Origin of the sequence: Pedobacter sp. P26 (genome assembly GCF_050632135.1) — a bacterium.
Taxonomy (GTDB): Bacteria; Bacteroidota; Bacteroidia; order Sphingobacteriales; family Sphingobacteriaceae; genus Pedobacter.
On record NZ_CP192574.1, the window covers coordinates 6306749 to 6321792 of the forward strand.

At 41.7% G+C, this 15044-nt stretch carries 14 protein-coding genes; 11 read left to right on the forward strand and 3 right to left on the reverse strand.

Annotated features, from left to right (window positions below):
- Positions 1-10 precede the first annotated feature (10 nt).
- From ACQ86H_RS29490 to ACQ86H_RS29515, 6 genes are all read left to right on the forward strand, one after another.
- Positions 11-1087, forward strand: coding sequence for a metallophosphoesterase (locus tag ACQ86H_RS29490; RefSeq protein WP_431293388.1), 1077 nt, complete (start codon positions 11-13; stop codon positions 1085-1087).
- A 257-nt stretch (positions 1088-1344) separates the two neighbouring features.
- Positions 1345-3027, forward strand: a complete 1683-nt coding sequence (locus ACQ86H_RS29495) for a glycoside hydrolase family 2 protein (protein ID WP_431293389.1) — start codon at positions 1345-1347, stop codon at positions 3025-3027.
- A 270-nt stretch (positions 3028-3297) separates the two neighbouring features.
- Positions 3298-4389 (forward strand): aldose epimerase family protein, encoded by a 1092-nt coding sequence (locus tag ACQ86H_RS29500; protein ID WP_431293390.1) that lies wholly within the window; start codon positions 3298-3300, stop codon positions 4387-4389.
- Positions 4390-4525: 136 nt separating this feature from the next.
- Complete coding sequence (locus tag ACQ86H_RS29505; protein ID WP_431293391.1) at positions 4526-5155, forward strand: Crp/Fnr family transcriptional regulator; 630 nt, start codon at positions 4526-4528, stop codon at positions 5153-5155.
- 201 nt (positions 5156-5356) lie between these two features.
- The gene (locus ACQ86H_RS29510; RefSeq protein WP_431293392.1) at positions 5357-6619 is read left to right on the forward strand and encodes an aminotransferase class I/II-fold pyridoxal phosphate-dependent enzyme; all 1263 of its coding nucleotides are present in this window, start codon (positions 5357-5359) and stop codon (positions 6617-6619) included.
- A gap of 24 nt (positions 6620-6643) precedes the next feature.
- Complete coding sequence (locus ACQ86H_RS29515; RefSeq protein ID WP_431293393.1) at positions 6644-7279, forward strand: TetR/AcrR family transcriptional regulator; 636 nt, start codon at positions 6644-6646, stop codon at positions 7277-7279.
- Positions 7280-7635: 356 nt separating this feature from the next.
- Here ACQ86H_RS29515 and ACQ86H_RS29520 read toward each other — a convergent pair whose 3' ends face one another.
- Positions 7636-8790, reverse strand: a complete 1155-nt coding sequence (locus tag ACQ86H_RS29520; protein ID WP_431293394.1) for a hypothetical protein — start codon at positions 8788-8790, stop codon at positions 7636-7638.
- Between the two features lie 196 nt (positions 8791-8986).
- Here ACQ86H_RS29520 and ACQ86H_RS29525 point away from each other — a divergent pair, with 196 nt between their 5' ends.
- The 3 genes from ACQ86H_RS29525 to ACQ86H_RS29535 all read left to right on the forward strand — a co-directional run bounded on the left by ACQ86H_RS29525 (position 8987) and on the right by ACQ86H_RS29535 (position 11336).
- A complete protein-coding gene (locus tag ACQ86H_RS29525; protein ID WP_431293395.1) occupies positions 8987-9238 on the forward strand; it encodes a hypothetical protein in 252 nt (83 codons plus the stop codon).
- Between the two features lie 2 nt (positions 9239-9240).
- Complete coding sequence (locus ACQ86H_RS29530) at positions 9241-10056, forward strand: SOS response-associated peptidase (protein WP_431293396.1); 816 nt, start codon at positions 9241-9243, stop codon at positions 10054-10056.
- A gap of 734 nt (positions 10057-10790) precedes the next feature.
- Positions 10791-11336, forward strand: coding sequence for a restriction endonuclease (locus ACQ86H_RS29535; protein WP_431293397.1), 546 nt, complete (start codon positions 10791-10793; stop codon positions 11334-11336).
- Between the two features lie 84 nt (positions 11337-11420).
- Here ACQ86H_RS29535 and ACQ86H_RS29540 read toward each other — a convergent pair whose 3' ends face one another.
- Both ACQ86H_RS29540 and ACQ86H_RS29545 read right to left on the reverse strand, forming a co-directional pair.
- The gene (locus tag ACQ86H_RS29540; RefSeq protein ID WP_431295498.1) at positions 11421-12383 is read right to left on the reverse strand and encodes a PIN domain-containing protein; all 963 of its coding nucleotides are present in this window, start codon (positions 12381-12383) and stop codon (positions 11421-11423) included.
- Positions 12302-12541 carry a hypothetical protein gene (locus tag ACQ86H_RS29545; RefSeq protein ID WP_431293398.1) on the reverse strand — a complete coding sequence of 80 codons (240 nt, stop codon included), beginning with the start codon at positions 12539-12541 and terminating at the stop codon, positions 12302-12304. The genes ACQ86H_RS29540 and ACQ86H_RS29545 overlap by 82 nt, the downstream gene beginning before the upstream one ends.
- A 246-nt stretch (positions 12542-12787) precedes the next feature.
- Between ACQ86H_RS29545 and ACQ86H_RS29550 the strand changes: the two genes are divergently transcribed.
- Both ACQ86H_RS29550 and ACQ86H_RS29555 read left to right on the forward strand, forming a co-directional pair.
- Positions 12788-13525 (forward strand): ImuA family protein, encoded by a 738-nt coding sequence (locus tag ACQ86H_RS29550; protein WP_431293399.1) that lies wholly within the window; start codon positions 12788-12790, stop codon positions 13523-13525.
- A gap of 5 nt (positions 13526-13530) precedes the next feature.
- Positions 13531-15039 (forward strand): Y-family DNA polymerase, encoded by a 1509-nt coding sequence (locus tag ACQ86H_RS29555; protein ID WP_431293400.1) that lies wholly within the window; start codon positions 13531-13533, stop codon positions 15037-15039.
- Positions 15040-15044 lie beyond the last annotated feature (5 nt).

A 15044-nucleotide genomic window follows, 5' to 3' on the forward strand; every position in this document is an offset into this window, starting at 1 on the left:
AGTTATGAAAATGAAGAAGATTATAATTGCATGCTTGCTAGCAACAATAGCATTTACTGGTTATTCCCAAGAGGTAAATGATGGCCCCTATGTGGTTTACTCTCCGGACAGTATTTTGGTAAGCCGAGTAGTAGCGGGAAAATCAGTTTTAGAACGGTTTCCTAGCAAAGCCAAAGGCTCAAAAAATATCGATGTAAAATTTGAAGGAAATGGGGATTGGAATTTCATCGTGGCCCTAAAGCCAGAGCTGAAAATTGAACCTTCCGAATTCGCTCAGCCTGAAAAGATGTTCATTGTTTCGGATATCGAAGGAGAGTTCGAGGGGTTTCGGAAACTGCTCGTGGCCAATAAAATCATCAATGAAAAATACGAATGGACGTTTGGAAAGGGACATCTGGTAATCTGTGGTGATTTGTTTGATCGCGGACTATCGGTTACAGAAAGCATCTGGCTGATCTATAAGCTCGAGGGGTTGGCCAAGGCTGCGGGAGGATATGTGCACACGATCTTGGGGAACCATGATATTATGAATCTATCGGGCGACCTGCGGTATGTACAGCCAAAATATATGGAATCGGCTAAGATCCTAGGGGTTGATTATCTATCACTTTATGGGGTGGATTCCGAGCTCGGAAAATGGCTGCGCACAAAAAATACCATAGAAAAGATAGGTGATAACCTGTGTATGCATGCAGGTGTATCTCCTGTCATCAATTCACTTGGACTTTCAGTAGCGGATATCAATAAGCTCTGCAGGCCATATTACGATAAGGTGAAAGTGCTTAAAGGGGTTGGCGATGCCAAAATAGATCCGTTTTTCAAGGGCGAGAGTTCGCTGTTCTGGTACCGGGGATATTTTTTCGATCCAAAGGCTACAGAAGCTGAGGTTTTGGAAACACTCCGTGTGTTCGGAGTGAAGCGTATTGTAGTTGGCCATACCATAGTACCTGAAAATATAGGCTTTTATTATGGCGGAAAAGTACTGGGAATAGATGTAAATAGGCATTCGGGCGACCATCAAGGAGCATTGTTCGAAGATGGAAAATGGTATAAGGTAAATGAAAGGGTTGAGCGCAAGGCGCTGTAGATAATATTAGTTTTAGTTGAATAGTTAGTGATCGTCCAGGGGCGGCTTTTGCCGCCCTATTGGATAAAAAACCCGAGACAAATTACATCAAAAGAAACCTAAGCAATCCTTTCAACAACTCAAATTTATATGAAAATTAAAGTTTACTTCAAATTCAAAGTGTTTTTGATTTTTCTGTCGCTCAATGCAGCTCAAGTTGGCTATTGCCAGAATATAGATGTACTGGATGATAATAGAATTAATAAAAAAAGGTAAACATGTCTACTGTTTGGACTTCTGGAATCAGTCCAGGAAAAGGACTTGTTGAATATCCACGGCCTCAGATGAGAAGGGCTACTTGGAAAAATCTTAATGGCCTATGGGATTATGCAATTACAGATAGCATCGCTAGCTGTCCAGAAATATTCGCTGGAAAGATAACAGTTCCTTTTGCTGTTGAGTCCATTTTATCAGGGGTATCGAAGCCCCTATTGCCTTCAAATGCTCTATGGTACAAAAGAAGTTTTCTGATCGATAAATTATCCAATAAACGGAGATTATTGTTGCATTTTGGAGCTGTTGATTACAAGGCTGATATATATCTTAATGGAAAGCTAATTGCTAAACATACTGGTGGATTTGATGGGTTTTCAATTGATCTTAAGGATCATGTTGTAGTTGGGGAAAATGAATTGGTCGTTCGGGTAATTGACCCTACCAATACGGGTGATAATGTAGTCGGAAAACAGACACTAAACCCCAGAACCTCTTTTTTTACGGCATGCAGTGGAATCTGGCAGACAGTGTGGTTAGAAGAGGTTCCTTTGATATACATCAAAGATCTTAAAATAGGAACCGATATAGACAAAGGAAATTTATATGTGAAGGCAGACCTCGATAAAGGTAGAGAATACGAACTTTTATTAGAGTGTGAAGGATTAGTAGCGAAAGCTAGGGCTGATAAAGAAATTACATTACAAATCCCTCGGGCAAAGCTTTGGTCGCCAGATGCCCCACACCTCTATTCCTTTAAGCTCAAAATAATGCAGAGAGGAAAAATAATAGATGAGGTAGAAAGCTATTTCGGAATGCGAAAGATAGAGATCCGAAGGGATAGTTTAGGCCATGAGAGAATTTTTCTAAATCATAAATATGTTTATAATCTTGGTGTTTTAGATCAGGGATATTGGCCAGATGGAGGTTATACCGCTCCTGGTGATAAGGCATTGAGTTTTGATATCGAAACTATAAAATCTATGGGGTTTAACACAATTCGGAAACACTTGAAAGTGGAGCCTGATAGATGGTATTATTTATGTGATAAATTAGGTATGCTGGTGTGGCAAGATATGCCATGTCGATCTCCTTTGATAGATAAATCCATAGACGGAATTTCCTCAAGAAAACAGTTTGAATCAGAAATGGTAAAATTGATTGAACAGCAGTTCAACCACCCTTCGATCATTATGTGGCTTCCCTTTAATGAGGATTGGGCTATGTTCGATAGAAGCAGAATTGAGGGGCTAGTTAGAAAATTAGACCCTTCAAGACTGGTAAATGTTAACACAGGTAGCAGAGCAGATACTATTGCATCTGGTGATTTTAACTCCATACATCATTATAGCTATCCTATTATGCCAAAGGCCATAAGTGGTAAGGCTTCGGTTTTAGGGGAGTTCGGTGGAGTATTGGCACTTATTCCTGGCCATGAATGGCGTGAAGGATTCAGCTGGGGACATGGAAAAGCACATAGTTTGGACGATTATCTATTTCAATATGAAGATTTTGTGAGTCGTTTAATTGATTTTGAGAAAAAGGGATTAACTGCGTCAATCTTTACGCAAAGCTTTGATGTGGAGCAAGAAGAATGCGGATTAATGACTTTTGATAGAAAGATCATCAAAATTCAAATACCGAAAATCCGATCCATCAATCAGAAAATTTATCATAATAATCGTTAAAAAAGTAATTGGAAATATAACTGCTGCATTTGCTTTCTCGAGAGTAGAAAATTGAAGGCCCAATTACGAGAAACGCATACACGTAATGAGAGATAACAAAGAATGTTTAGCACCCAGAGTGCTAACAATTAATCAATAAGTAGACGGCTATTATACTCATGGTTTAGGTTTTAGTATATAGTAGTTTAGTTAGTTAATGAGAAGTTGCGGCATGAGCCGGATGGCCTTGCCGCACTTACTTGAAGAAATTGAAATTAAAAACACCTACCTATGAAAATTTTTAACATCAATTTGAATGTGAAAGCAGTGGCAGTATCAGCCATTGGAATATTGGCGACAGTGAATTTTAGTTGCCGGAATAAGCCAGAATATAAAACCTACACCATTACTGGTGCGGGCGGTGCAAGCGCAAAATTCTGCGAGAATGGGGCACGGCTAATGGAGTTAAAAGTGCCGGATAAAAATGGAAAGCTTACAGATGTTGTAGTAGGGTTTGAAAACCCAGAGGATTATGATACCTCAACGGAACCATATTTCGGAGCCACCATCGGTCGCTATGGGAACCGTATTGCAAAAGGAAAATTTTCGTTGGATGGAAAGTCCTACCAGCTGACCATCAACAATGGTCTAAATACACTGCATGGAGGTAAAGAAGGTTTTCAGTATCAAAAGTGGTCACTGGAAAAAGTTAGCGATTCGGCAATGGTGTGCAGGTTTACAGCGCCCGATGGAGAAAATGGATTTCCTGGGGAATTAAAAACGAAGGTTACCTACACTCTCACCCGAAACAATGAGTTGGTTATCGATTATGAGGCCAAGACCAATAAAGCTACAATTATCAATCTTACCAATCACGCTTTCTTTAATCTGAATGGTTCGGGAAGTATTTTGAACCATGTGCTGATGATCAATGCCAATGCATTTCTTCCGGTCGATAGCACGCTCATTCCTACTGGAGAAATTAGGGATGTTGAGGAAACGGTCTTTGATTTCCGTGGCGCTACAACAATCGGCGGCAGGATAAATGCTAGTGATGAGCAGCTGCGGTTTGGTAAAGGCTATGATCATAACTACGTACTTAACAAAAGCAAGATCATCCCAAGCGTAATGGCCAAGGGAGATAAGTCTGGAATAGTGATGAAGGTGTTTACCGATCAGCCGGGATTGCAGTTCTATTCAGGGAATTTCATGGCTGGCAAAAACAGGTTGCGAACTGGTCCGGACGACCTGCGCACGGCATTCTGTCTGGAGACCCAGCATTTTCCCGATAGCCCAAACAGAGCGAGCTTTCCAAGTACCGTGCTCAGACCGGGCGAGCAGTATAGAACAAGAACAGTTTATGCTTTTTCAACAGAAAATTAGTTTTAGGAATAGTTATAGTGATTGAGACAGGCCTTTCGGATGGAAGCCTGTCTTTTTTATTGGGGATGAAAAAGCAAAATAAAAAAGCAGTTTATACCAAGTTTAATAATAAAGTACCCAAATATTTTTAGCAGATATGAATACAAAAAAACTACGTTTACCGAGAACCGCATTCCAGAATCTACTAGCATTTTTGGATAGTTTCAAAAGAATAGATGACCATACCTTCAGGAATGCCCTGGATTCCGAAATGGAATTTGCAGAGTTTTCTACGCCTACCATCATCCAGCCGGAACATAAAGTAGCCAATAAAGCATTCTTTATCTCAAAGGGCATGGCCTATGCGTATTATAGCGATGAAAATGGAAATAAAATCCCCTTCCGTATTTTTCAGAAAGGTGAGATAGCGTTGCTGGCCGATAGCTTCTTTAATAAAAGAAGGGCAAAGACCGGACTTATGGCATGCGGGGATACCGCCGCTCTATCTATTGAGTCTATATCGCTCAAACAGATATTTTCCAAACATCCCGGCGCTAGCATGCTGGCGGCAAATATTTTGTCGAGCATTATGGATAAAGATCGGTTAAGAAATATACTGCTTAATCTCAAAGGGATCGACAGGATCAGGGAGTTTTACAACCAGTTTCCAATGCTAGAAAATGAGAATAAACTGCAGTTTTTTGATAAGCAGATTGCAGCGTATCTGCACATGACTTCGGTTAGTTTTTCCAGGCTTAAAGCCGAGCTGCAAATTGAGATGGTCTGAGAGCAGAAAACCGCTTAACATTTGTTAACTGCTGATTGTCTTAACCAAAAAAGCTAAATCCATAACCATTGATTTAACGCCTCTCAAATATGAATAAACGCACATTTTTAGCCCAAAAAAAGTTTTTTTCAAATAGTCTGCTAATTCAAAATGCCCTGTGGGTTGAGGTGATAATTTTACTCCCATAAAGAATAAAAATATATGGAATTAAATTTTGAAAAAGCAAGTTTTAAGGACTTCGAAAACATTCACGGGATGGATGCCTACCAGCGTGCAGCATTCTTTGCCGAGTACCTGGATTACCTCCGTGAACGTGGGCATCTGAACTATAGAATGGAGACCATGAGCGGTTGCGGTCCCGAGGTGGAAATGGATATACCCGGTTATGGAGGAAAGAAAAAGTACGTTAGCCTGGTATCTAATGATTACCTCGGCTTTACCCAGCATGCAATGATAAAAAAGGCGGCAATCGATGGGATCATGAAATACGGAACTGGGGCTGGTGCATCGCCTGCTATAGGTGGACACTTTTCCTTTCATGAGATGCTGGAAAATAAAATTGCCGGATTCTTTGGGCGTGAAGCGGCAATTACCTATACAACCGGCTATACGGCAAATAGTGCAAGCTTGTTATGTCTGCTTAAAAAAGAAGATATGGCGATTTTGGATATGTCGGTGCATGCCAGTGTATATGAAGGCTGCATGAATACCAATATCAAGATGTTCCTTCACAATAATATGGATGCCCTTGAGCGGGCATTGCGCGAAAGCCGGGATACCCATCGCACTAGGATCGTTGTAGTCGATGGTGTCTATTCGCAAGATGGAGACCTTGCCCCTTTGGATAAGATTTTGGAACTCACCCATTTTTATGGTGCCTACCTTATGGTAGATGATGCGCATGGCATTGGAGTGCTTGGAAAAACCGGGCGGGGATTGATCGAGGAATATAATATGCTGGATAAAGTGGATATTATTTCGGGAACATTTAGTAAAACATTCGGACACGTAGGCGGCTATGTGGTAGCAAGTGCAGAGCTCATCCAGTTTTTAAAGTACCAGTCGCGCCAGCATTTGTTTTCGGTTACTGCCTCACCTGCTTCGATGTCAATTTTAAAGGCCATTGATCTGATAGATGAGGAGCCCGAGTGGCAGGATCTGCTGTGGGATAATATCGTGTATTTTCAGGATGGGCTGAAGGGCCTGGGCCTTGATATTGGTACATCAGCATCTGGTATTGTGCCGGTAAAAGTGCGCGATATCCCCATGACCCTGGAAATCGGAAGACTGTTGCTTAAAGCCGGGGTGTATGCAAACCCCATAATGTACCCGGCGGTCGCCAAAAAAGATTCCAGGATACGAATGAGCTTGATGGCTACCCACACCAGGCCACATTTGGATAAAGTGCTTAACGCTTTTGCCGATATCTCTAAAAAACTGAAGCTGGGCTCTAGGTACCAATAGCCCATAATGACCCTACCCTTACAGATGAAAACTAGAAAGAACAAATTCAGGAAAAGAAACTCCGAAGAGACCAGGGCCGCTCTGTTGGATGCGGTTGGTGATATTCTTAAAAAGGAGGGCTATACCGGCCTATCGGTTACCAAGGTTGCGGCAACGGCGGATGTTGATCCAAAGAATATCTACACTTATTTCGGGGATTTCGAGAACCTGCTTAAAGAATATATCCACAACACTGATTTTTGGGAACAGGTATTTGATAAGGTTGATGATGGTAACTTCCCGGAAGTATCGGTATTGCGGGATTACATCATAGATATATACCAGGGCAAGTTCGACCACTTTGCCACCAATGTCGAAATGCAGCAGTTTATACTCTGGCAGATTTCCAAAAAGAACAACACGATGAAAGCGGTTTCCGAAGAGCGGGAACGTAAAGCTTCGATATTGCTCGAATATATAGATAAATATGCTGGAGGTGGTGATATTTCCTTAAGGGCCTGTTTTGCCATTATTCTTGGCGGGATATATTACAATGTTTGGCATGGTGAAAACAATAAAAGCAGCGTTTGCGGAATAGACATCAATATTTTAGAAGAACGCGAAATTTTCCGCGACACTATAAAGAAACTGCTCCGCCTAATCTGGGAGGCGGCAGGATAGCCATTGAATCACCCAGGGTATTGTTTTTTATTTTTTGCAGCCGGCCTATGGATATAGGTCGGTTATTTTCTTATATATCAAGATATTAATGATGTATCCGCGGTTCTTTGGAAGACTGACTCTGGATGATAATGCAATAAAAAATATAGGAATCGTGTCTTAAAAAAAATGGTTTTGATAGTATCAGAACAATTTGCGCTACTTTTATCGTGCGAAAATAGTGCTAACTTTTCCATAGATTAATAAGTCGTGATTTAATAGTGCAATTGGTCTGAAGGGCAATTTAGATCATAGAAGTGACCATTTTGTAAAAATGCATTACCATTTTCTATAAACCTTCCAGCTTGGTGATTAATTTAATTCTCTTGATCTCTATTGAGAAATTTGTTTAGGATTTCTTTCGATATATCAGTTAGGGCAGTAAAGCCAAACAGAATGTAGAATATCCATTGATGGCAAGTAAATATTAAATTAGCTAAACTAGTTTTGGGCACAATATTGCTGAGAGAAAATATGTTTATCGCATGCGGTAGTACATCTAAATAAGTCCAAAACCTATTCTCAGTAATAGCTTTATCATTTAACATGTAATTTTTAACCTCAATATTTAACCTTGCCGACTGTTTTTTTAATAGCTCTTTTAAAGAATCTGAAGACTTATCCAAATCATTCCTTGGCCCGCCCAATCCATGTGTTTTTGAAATCAAGTCCCCTTTGCTATTAAAAATATGCAGAAATGCTCCCGAAGAATCATCAAAAGATTCCGGCAGCGGAAGATTAAAAGTCTTATGGAGTAAGAACGTGTCTATTTTGATAATGCCAAAACTCTCAAGTTTTTTTGTGTTACTATATAATTCTTTCGAATTATTTTTTAGCATTAATTCTATTGCTTTAATGGCAGCACTAGCATTTTTAAAGTCATATTTTTCCAATGCACTTTTTCTGGCAGATATACTGGCTATCGATTTTACTTCTCCATCAACAGAAAAACTAAATGGATTACTTCTAAGAAGTCCCGCGTAAATAGCGGGAAAGACCACTAGATGAAAAAATATCAATAACGATAGGCTTTGTAGCGATAATTTATACTTGCTTAAAATTGAAAAAATGAAGATTATTAAAGCTAAAGATGTAATGGCCCCTGCGACCATTGTGCTAACGTTTATTCCAAAGAATATAGAATAAGAGGCTATTGGGCCGAAAGATATTCCGAAAGACATAAAAAATGCTCGCCATGAAAATACTTTTTTCTTCTTAACGATCTCAACAATAGCTTCATACTCTTTACCTTTTTTTACGAGATCATCAACTTCACCAGGTAGATAAAATGTGTCTGTTGATATTGACTTCCTACTCGAAATCAATAATCTAAGGTATACCAATTTATAAATTGAGTCATTTATGGAAGATTCGCCTACCAATTCTTGTAATTCGACATACCCAATATTTGGATTTTCAGATACAGTTCTAAGAATTCTGTCAAAAAGCTGGTTTTGCGTCTGGCTATCCATGAGAGATTAATTTTTTCGCAATATAAGTTTTTTAGCCCAACTAGATAAACAATGGCTTATGACAAAAATCATCATTAAAAGTCAGTGGCCACTCTTGGTTACTTACCACACTCACGAGTAATTAGACAATGGAACTCTTTAGAAACGAAAATTGGAGAGGATAAAAACCTAAAATAATTTAGGTATCTTTAAGCTAATGAGAGATATTGAAAAACCGTTTGAGCTGCTCTATGGCGAGCTTAACCTTCAGGTTGTCGAGCATGAGGTTGCAAGAAAACGGGTATTTCATGTGAATTTTCAAAATGGATCCAAGCCCCTGGTAATTACAGTTGCAGTGGGGACAAATGATAAAAAGTTCTGGACCTCCATACCAGAGGGCAGGCAAAAGGAAGCTACAGAAATTGGGAAGTTAATAGCGGATCACATCCGCTCTAAGAAAGAGAAATAGTTATGTGTTATTACAATGGACAAAAAGTAACAAGAACTGAATTTATCCAGCTTAAGCAATTGGAGAAAGCGGTAAGAAATTACGATTTTCTGAATGTCGATGTACATAATGGATTTAATTATCCTCCATGTGCGATAGCAATTGCTACCGATGACCGCAGGGATTTCGAGCTGGTACAAGCACAGTGGGGCTATGTGCCCGGCAGGATGAGTGCCGATGAGGCCATCGCCTTTCGAAGGAAACTAACTACTTTAAATTTTAAGGCAGAAAACCTTTGGGTTAGCGAAAGTGGCAAGCGATCAATGTGGAAGGATGCCGCCAGGTCGCGCAGATGCCTGGTGCTGTCTACCGGCATAGTGGAATCAAGGCATATCCCTAAGATCGGTAAAAAGGGGCAGGAACTTAAAGAGACGATAAAATATCCTTACCAGGTTACCGTGAAAGACCATGAGTATTTCTGGCTTCCTGGTCTTTATAGCGACTGGGTAAATACAGATACCGGCGAGGTTACAAAGACGTTTGCTATAGGCATTACCAAGGCCAATGAGCTGATGAAGCAGGTGCATAACTCCAAGATGCGAATGCCATGTATACTTACCGATGAGCTGGCCTGGGAATGGCTAATGGGAGATTTGAGCGATGAAAGGATTACCGAGATCGCCGTTACCCAGATCCCTTCACGCCTGCTGGAAAGATGTACTATAAGTCCAGAGTATCGCCTTGAGGGAGTGATCAATAAAAAGGAATATCCGGAGTTGCCTGAAATCAAACAGGAGTTCATTGATCAGGAGGTGCTGGATTTTGACCATTGGAGTTAGTTTTTCTTTTGTAATTTAAATTAAAGTGATCCAGGACTGGTTGTCATTTATCTCCGAAGGTCGCAAACCAAGCATGTAAAACTATATCTATAAAACAAGCTGGTTAAACCCGGCATGGTAGAATAGCAACAAGATTTTTGAAGAAGGGAAAGGGTTGGATGTATATCCGCCCTTTTTTTATGCGCTAATTCTCCATTTTGATGTTTGGGAATACCACTACTTCCTAGTATAGAAATCGCTTTTTTTATCTATCCGTTAAAGCGGGGATACCACCATTTCTTAAAGTACCACCATTTTATTTTTCTGACGATTCTATCAATGCGCCTCGCTTGATTGCGCGAGCCGATTTGCCTGTCCTTTCGGCATTGTGCACCTGCAGCTAAGTTTGCCCTAGGTATGATGAAATCCGAAAATTTTATCCTAATCATAGAAGCCATTTAAGCCTGTCCTTTTCTGGACAGTGCCCGGAAGCTATGTTGGGCACTGTTTTCGGCGATAATCGAAGATAAAATCATCGATTTTATCTATTGATGTATAGAACAGGATTTACCAAATGCGTTTGAAAACGACCTGTCGTTTACCGTTTGAAAGCGGGTTCGGACCTTAGTAGAAACTTTTGGAAAAGTTCGGTATAACATAATATAAAGATTAGAGGGTATCGTGAAAAATACTTGAAGAATAAACGGTAAAAAAAGTTTTTACATACTATTTAAAATAAAGGGAATACAAATAAGATGTCCAAGTTTTCAACCATAAGGATAAAGGAGCTGCTGGAGAAATCCGATGCAGCCAAGCTTCCAGACCATAAGGGCGCAGCCCTTGAGGAGCTGGGATGCTATCTTTTTGGCAAAATGAAAGGCTTGGAACTCTACGGGAAAAATAAATTCAATAAAAGTGGTTCTAGAGAACTTGATATTATCTTCACCAATGACAGGCGTACTTCTGAACTCCATTTTCTCGATGGCTTTATTCCAATCGAGTGCAAAAACACGACAAAGAAAACAACTAGCGATCAGGTCAACTGGTTTGCTAATAAGGTAAGCGACACTACCTGTAGGTACGGGATACTGTTGACGCTTTCCGGAGTAACGGGCAAAGATGAGACGGAGGCCGCTAAATCTGAAATCATGCGGGCGGTAAGCAAATTTGGAATAGGCATCTTAGTGCTTACCAGAGCTGAAATTTTGGATATGAGGTCGACCCTCGATCTGGCAAATCTGTTGCAGCAAAAATGGCGTGCATTATGCCTTGAGGAAAAGGTGGAATTCGAATTTGATTAATCGCCTCCCTCCTTACAATTTGGCACTAAGAAGAAAATAGCGCTTGATGCCTAAAAATATTTAGTAGCGGTTTATCCCAATGTATTAGCTGTTGAGCTTTGGCTGTTTAAAGAATATGTCATAGTCCCAATCGTCAAAAATGTCTATGCCTGTCGGGCTAACAGCGTCTGTTAATTTTGCATCGGCCTTTCCGGTTCCAGGGTTGAAGTCTACAGTAACGTAAAAATTTATTGCTTTCTCAGCCTCCATCACGTAGGGGGAATACTCGACCCCAATATATCCAAATTCGTTTTTGTTTAGATGAGGCGTGTGGATCTCATCCTTTAATATCAAAGTAACGGCGTAGGTGACAATAGCGGTGCATTGTAGTTGCGCGCCAAATCCACCGGTCGAGACAATGTTATAGCGATCAAACTTAAAATCGGATACTTCAAATGATTCAAGATGATCGATAGCAATCCCTCTGATTTCAGTCTTTGTGCTCGCTACCTCCTCTAGGTATTTAGAAAAACGAATTTTTGCATCATGCTCCAATTGGGATTTTGAGGAAGCATATGTATCCTCAATCAGCTTCAGTATGCCAAATCTCTGCTCGTTAGCCCTGTTGATGATGTCAAGCTTTTCTGCGATATCGTTAATAGGTTTAACGTGGTTGGACAAAGCATTGTCAAAATCGGCATCGAGTGTTACAAAAAAACATTCTTTCTTATCCATTTCGAAATATTGGTCAAGCGCGTAAAAACTGAACGCATCTGGGAATTCGGATTTCTTTTTTGCGGATGCAAAAGGGGGATTGCTTTCAAAATAATCGTTCATCACTTTCTCGATTGTTAGCCCTTTGGTAGGCAGGATTTTTACCTCTGCATAGCTGATCCATTCGTCAAAATCTTTCCTGAACTGATCTATAAGTTTGGCCCTATCCAGTTCTGGCAGGGTAAAATAGGCTGCATAGTCGTTGAAATTCTTTAATACCCGAATTTGGGCAATCGTTTTTTTACCGTGATAATCTTGCTCTCTTCCTCCAAAAGACGTTTTGCGAATCTGGATAAAACTTCTCTATAGACTATATCGGTGATGTAAATCTTTACGTGTTTCTCTTTGCCCATATCCGCCAGGTTTTTCAACAGTTTTCCCCCAAGGAAATTCTGGGATTCGATAAAAGAAGTATCGAGGGCAAATAGCCTGATTGATTCCGTAGACTTCATACGTATTTGATATCGGTGATTTATATTCAAATTTAAACGAAATTGTGGCATTATTCAATTTCAGATAGCTATTGGATTTAGCAGTGTCGGAACTAATCTTCGGGTATGCGCGAGTCGAGAATAAAGCTGACTTATCCACCAAAAGTACAATCTTTTCAACATTTTATTATTTACTAACAATTTTAGCTCTATGTTTGTTGTTAAATTTGTTAATGCTAAAAATAATAGTATAAAATTTATCACGTCATGGATGCTAAAAGGGAGTTGTTTCAAAAATTGCAACAGGATATACTGTTGTGGCAGGGCTTTAAGCCCGTGTCCGCTGGCAAGGCTGAACGTATCGGCCTTGGAGAAATAGAAAATTCTTTTCCAGGCAGCATATTTCCCAAGAAGGCAATCCATGAATTCATTACCGTACATCCCGAACATTCGGCTGCAAGCGATGGCTTTATCGCCGGGGTTCTGGCCGTGCTGATGGAAAATGGTGCGGCATGCGTATGGGTCAGTACCTCGCGCAGGTTGTTTCCCGCCTCACTTAGCCTTTTTAATGTAGAGCCCGAGCGCATCATTTTTATGGATGTACAAACGGAGAAGGATGTGCTATGGATCACAGAAGAAGCGCTAAAATGCGAAGGGCTTGCTGCGGTGGTGGCCGAGGTTAATAACCTTAGCCTTATCGAATCGCGAAGGTTGCAGCTAGCGGTAGAATCCAGTGGGATTACCGGTTTTATCCTGCGAAAAGATGAAAATAAAACAGCAAGTACAGTGGCCACCGCAAGATGGAGGATCAGTCCCCTGCCATCACATACAGAAGATGGAATGCCCGGTCTTGGCTTTCCGCGTTGGCAGGTAGAGCTGCTAAAAGTTCGTAACGGCAACCCCGGAAGTTTTGTGCTGGAGTGGGCGGGAGAAAAATTCGAAGAAGTCAAAAAAGCTAAAAAACAAATCGTTTGGTCTGAACTGGAGGGCAGGCAGATTGGATAGATATCATGCAAAGGCGTTTTGTTTCCATATGGTTCAGGCAACTACTATCTGACTGGCAGCTTATCCGCAGGCCAGAACTAAAGGACGTGCCCTTTGTTTTCGCAGCACCCGATCATGGGCGCATGATGATCACAGCGGTTAGCCCCATAGCGAGCGATTTTGGAGTGGAAGTCGGTATGCGTGCAGCCGATGCTAAGGCTATATGCCCAGGCCTTGAAGTGCTGGATGATAAACCGGGGCGGCCTAAAACTTTGCTCAAAGGTCTTGGCGAGTGGTGCGTGCGCTATTCCCCGATAGTGGCGATAGATGATTTCGGGATGGATGGGCTGTTGCTCGATGTTTCCGGATGCACGCACCTGTGGGGCGGAGAACGGGGCTACCTGAAAGAAATAGTTTCAAGGCTAAAAAGCAAAGGTTATACCGTGCGCCTAGCCATTGCCGATACGCCCGGTGCCGCGTGGGCTATTTCCCATTACGGCAAGGTTACCCCACTTATCCCAACCGGAGAGCAGGTAGATGCATTGCTGAATCTCGTGCCGGAGGCCCTGCGGTTAGAGGAGGCGGTGCTGGCAAAATTGTGCAAATTGGGATTTTACCAGATCAAAAGTTTCATCGGAATGCCAAGGTCGGTGCTGCGCAGAAGGTTCGGCGAAGATTTTCTGCTTCGATTGGCGCAGGCCATCGGTACAGAAAACGAAGCGCTTGTTCCCCTGCAGGTGCCAGTGCCATTTAGCGAAAGGCTGGCATGCCTTGAGCCCATCAAGACCCGAAATGGAATAGAAATAGCCATCAATAAACTGCTGGAAAATCTGTGCACCCGAATGCAGGCTGAGGGAAAAGGCTTGCGAACAGGAGTGCTAACCTGCTACCGTATCGATGGAAAAGTTGTCCGGGTGGATATTGGGACAAGCGGTGCCACCCATAGCATCTGCCATTTGTTCAAGCTTTTTCAACTGAAGATCGATCAGATCAGGCCGGCCCTTGGCATAGAGCTTTTTGTTCTGGATGCGCCAAAAGTGGATGATGTGGAAGTGCCTCAGGAGGAAATGTGGACATCAACTCCCGGCCTTGATGATAAAAGCGTGATCCGACTGCTTGACCGCGTGGCCGGAAAAGTAGGCTTCCAGGTTATCCACCGCTACCTGCCGGCAACCAAATACTGGCCAGAGAGATCGGTGCAAAGAGCTGTTTCGGTAACCGAAAAAACGGCTACCCCTTGGCGCGTGAATAAACCCAGGCCTACTGAGCTGCTAAAAATACCTGTTCCAATCGAGGTAATGGCCTTCATACCCGATCACCCGCCAAAGTTTTTTATCTATAAAGGCGTGAGACATATGGTGGCAAAGGCAGATGGACCTGAGCGCATCGAGCGCGAATGGTGGCTCGATCAGGGCGAGCATAGGGATTATTACCAGGTGGAGGACGAGCAGGGCGGCAGATATTGGCTGTTCCGCTCGGGGCACTACGGCAGCGAGAATAAGTACAAATGGTTTATACATGGATTTTTTGCATAGAGGAG

Excerpts from the sequence above, each read along its gene's own strand:
- ACQ86H_RS29545 (WP_431293398.1), bottom strand. The coding sequence starts at position 12,541 with ATGAAGTCTACGGAATCAATCAGGCTATTTGCCCTCGATACTTCTTTT.
- ACQ86H_RS29550 (WP_431293399.1), top strand. The coding sequence starts at position 12,788 with ATGGATGCTAAAAGGGAGTTGTTTCAAAAATTGCAACAGGATATACTG.
- ACQ86H_RS29525 (WP_431293395.1), top strand. The coding sequence starts at position 8,987 with ATGAGAGATATTGAAAAACCGTTTGAGCTGCTCTATGGCGAGCTTAAC.
- ACQ86H_RS29505 (WP_431293391.1), top strand. The coding sequence starts at position 4,526 with ATGAATACAAAAAAACTACGTTTACCGAGAACCGCATTCCAGAATCTA.
- ACQ86H_RS29510 (WP_431293392.1), top strand. The coding sequence starts at position 5,357 with ATGGAATTAAATTTTGAAAAAGCAAGTTTTAAGGACTTCGAAAACATT.
- ACQ86H_RS29520 (WP_431293394.1), bottom strand. The coding sequence starts at position 8,790 with ATGGATAGCCAGACGCAAAACCAGCTTTTTGACAGAATTCTTAGAACT.
- ACQ86H_RS29495 (WP_431293389.1), top strand. The coding sequence starts at position 1,345 with ATGTCTACTGTTTGGACTTCTGGAATCAGTCCAGGAAAAGGACTTGTT.
- ACQ86H_RS29555 (WP_431293400.1), top strand. The coding sequence starts at position 13,531 with ATGCAAAGGCGTTTTGTTTCCATATGGTTCAGGCAACTACTATCTGAC.
- ACQ86H_RS29530 (WP_431293396.1), top strand. The coding sequence starts at position 9,241 with ATGTGTTATTACAATGGACAAAAAGTAACAAGAACTGAATTTATCCAG.
- ACQ86H_RS29535 (WP_431293397.1), top strand. The coding sequence starts at position 10,791 with ATGTCCAAGTTTTCAACCATAAGGATAAAGGAGCTGCTGGAGAAATCC.
- ACQ86H_RS29515 (WP_431293393.1), top strand. The coding sequence starts at position 6,644 with ATGAAAACTAGAAAGAACAAATTCAGGAAAAGAAACTCCGAAGAGACC.
- ACQ86H_RS29490 (WP_431293388.1), top strand. The coding sequence starts at position 11 with ATGAAGAAGATTATAATTGCATGCTTGCTAGCAACAATAGCATTTACT.
- ACQ86H_RS29500 (WP_431293390.1), top strand. The coding sequence starts at position 3,298 with ATGAAAATTTTTAACATCAATTTGAATGTGAAAGCAGTGGCAGTATCA.